Below are 2,871 nucleotides of genomic sequence, written 5' to 3'. Positions count from 1 at the left end.
AAAAGACCGGCTGCTCCGGCACATAGGCGTAAGAACCGCCCCCCGAACCGCCGATCGCAACCTTAGCCTTCGCATGCTTCAGCAGCCCGAGCAGCGTCTTGATTGTCGTACTTTTTCCAGCTCCGTTCGGACCGATCAGCCCAAGCAGCTGACCGCGCCGGACCTCAAACGAAATATCGGCGATGCGGACATCCCCTTCCTCATACCCCGCCTCAGCTATGGAAACATCCAGTACAATATCGTCCCACTCCGGCATTTCCATTTCCATTTCCAGTTCCTGTTCCGGGAAATCCCTTACCGCTTCCCGCTCTTCCATCTACTCCATCTCCCAAAAACGTTATAGATAAGGTCTAATATCGGATTTTACATCTTCCACTCTATGAGTGCAGTCCCGCTCCAGACGCTAATACACATCTTACCATCTGCTCACGGCTTTTGCAGCGATTCTACAAAATTACACGGCAGCCGGTTCTTCCAGGCTTTCCGCTCCGGCCCCGCGATCCCTGCGTTCGATGAGTCCCCGCAGCGCCAGCATTGCCGCGCCAAGCAGCAGGGTAAGCAGGCCGGAGACGATAAAGGCGACTACCGGTCCTGAAGCCGTCACCAGCGCTCCGCCGGCCACCGGGCCCAGAATGACGGACGTACTGGTCAGACTGTTTACCGTTCCAAAGACCCGGCCGGTGTAGACTTCAGGCGTCCGTTTCTGCAGCATCGCCTGAAACGGAATGAAGACAAATCCGGCCCCGGCTCCCCCCAGAAGAAAAGCCGAAAACAAAATAATATAAATAACCGCCCCCGGCTTACCGTTAGCGGTCACCACAGCCGCACCGGCGAAGACCGCTCCCATCAATACCGCGCCAATACCCATGAATAGTAGCGGATGCCGCGAGCCGCCCATCCTTCCGGCCAGCAGCGCAGCGATCAGCGTGCCGATACCGCTTGACCCTACGCACCAGCCCAGCAGATCGCCGCTGACCCCGGGAATAATCCGGAACAGCGTCACGAGCTGCGAATCGGCGATATTCAGCACAAGCAGCACTAATACGAGCATGAGAATGCCGCTGAGCACGGCGGGCATTCCGGCAATCATCCGCAGACCCGCAGCCATTTCCCGGCGGAAAGACTGCCGATCTCCGGCGCGGCCTTCCGTCCGGACCGCAGACCCCGCTCTGCGTCCCCGCGGCAGAGCGACCAGAATCGCGGCCGAGGCCAGAAACGTTGCCGCGTCAATCAGATAACAGGCGGAGATGCCAAACAGCGCCACAAGCAGACCGCCGAGGGCGGGGCCGAGAATCTTCGTGATCTGCTCTATGGAAGAGCTTAAGCCAACTGCGGCATCCATTTGGGAGGCGGGAACCAGTTCCTTGAGCTTGCCGCTCTTGGCCGGGGAGAAGATCACATCCATCGTTCCCTTGAGCAGCAGCAGCACATAGACCTGGGTTAGCGATCCGGCGAATACGAGCGAGGCCACAATAACCGCACGGGCTATATCCGAGCCGATCATCAGCGCTTTGCGGTTCAGCCTGTCGGCTGCCACGCCGGCGAAAGGTCCGCCCAGCAGCATCGGAGCCGCCATACAGAGCGAGATAGCGGTAATCTCCCAGGGCGTCGCGTACCATTTCAAGCCGACCATCGTCAGCAGCGCGAGCACATGGAGCCAATCGCCCATATTGGATATGAGCTGCGCCGAGAGCAGCAGCGCCAGCGGGCGGCTCAGCGTCAGCTTGCTTTTTTGTACATTGTCAGAGTTCTGATTACTCATTGTCATACCACTCCTGTCGTCCCTTTGCTTCATAAAGCCATATTAAGACAACAGGAAACTTTATCCATCCGTCCCGGGATGTAATCGCCGCTACCCGGCCAGGCTGATTTAGGTCTCGGTGTAGGGACTGAAAGCATTTTGATTTTTAATAATTAAAAGTGTACTCATTGTGACAAATCACATGTTTTTCTGCCATTTATTCACGTATTGTAAGGATATATACAGGTTCGCTGCACAGGTCCCTTGCTTTCAGGATGAGATTGTTCAACCCTGCGGGCGGCCCGCAAGAAGAATTAATAACAAAGGGTGAGAGATGCATGATACAATCCTATGAACGCGATACCCAGCTGACGCTGCATTTGTACCGGGTGTTCGCCAAGTCTTTCAAGAGCATCAATGAACATGCCGTAATAGGAAGCAAAATCGAAGGGTTCAACCCGACGGCCTTTGCCGTCATGGAAGTGCTTTACTATAAAGGACCTCAGCCAATCCAGCAGATCGGCGCCAAGCTGCTGCTGCAGAGCGGGAATGTTACTTACGTCATCGATAAGCTCGAAGAGCGCGGCTATTTGCAGCGCAAGCCCTGCCCTACCGACCGCCGCGTGATTTTTGCGGAGCTGACAGCTGAGGGCGAGCGTCTAATGAACGATATGTATCCGAAATATTCGGAGCGTATCCACCTTGCGTTCAGCGGACTGAATGACGAGGAGAAAGAACAGATGATCGTTCTGCTGAAAAAGATGGGGCTGCAGGCTGAGAAGCTGTCTCCGCTTCCGCGGAAATAACCCCCGTAGTTTGCGGGCCACAGGAGATTTTTAGAGGAACTGGATTGCCTCACAGGCATCTTTAATCCGGCGGGATAAGAAGAAACGGCTGCACAGCCCATTAGAGGGCGGCGCAGCCGTTTTTTTTCGTTTCAGTTCCGTTCAAAATTTCTCGCTCGCTGCCCGGCTTCACTCCTTCTCCGCCGTAACCTATTGCGCTTTCTTCAAAGTGATGCTCTCCTGTTCCGCCACTGGTACGCCGCTGCGGAGGCCCGCCGAAATTAGCAGGGACAGCGCGGCGATAACCGCCATTACGATAAAGAGCGAATGCAGGCCGCCTTCGAG

3 protein-coding genes are annotated in these 2,871 nt (G+C 55.7%); 1 reads left to right on the top strand and 2 read right to left on the bottom strand.

The genetic code is table 11. The annotated features are described in order from the left end of the window. Both L691_RS0113970 and L691_RS0113965 read right to left on the bottom strand, forming a co-directional pair. Positions 1-268, bottom strand: a 268-nt coding sequence (locus L691_RS0113970) for an ATP-binding cassette domain-containing protein (protein WP_232229185.1), incomplete at its 3' end; no start/stop codon positions are given. 186 nt (positions 269-454) lie between these two features. Then, positions 455-1,762 carry an MFS transporter gene (locus L691_RS0113965; RefSeq protein ID WP_025691116.1) on the bottom strand — a complete coding sequence of 436 codons (1,308 nt, stop codon included), beginning with the start codon at positions 1,760-1,762 and terminating at the stop codon, positions 455-457. A gap of 317 nt (positions 1,763-2,079) precedes the next feature. Between L691_RS0113965 and L691_RS0113960 the strand changes: the two genes are divergently transcribed. Beyond that, complete coding sequence (locus tag L691_RS0113960) at positions 2,080-2,547, top strand: MarR family winged helix-turn-helix transcriptional regulator (protein WP_025691115.1); 468 nt, start codon at positions 2,080-2,082, stop codon at positions 2,545-2,547. The last annotated feature ends 324 nt before the right edge of the window (positions 2,548-2,871 follow it).

The organism is Paenibacillus zanthoxyli JH29, assembly GCF_000520715.1.
Classification (GTDB): Bacteria; Bacillota; Bacilli; order Paenibacillales; family Paenibacillaceae; genus Paenibacillus_AQ; species Paenibacillus_AQ zanthoxyli.
Note: the sequence above shows the minus strand (reverse complement) of the source record. Positions and strands in the feature narration are given on the sequence as shown.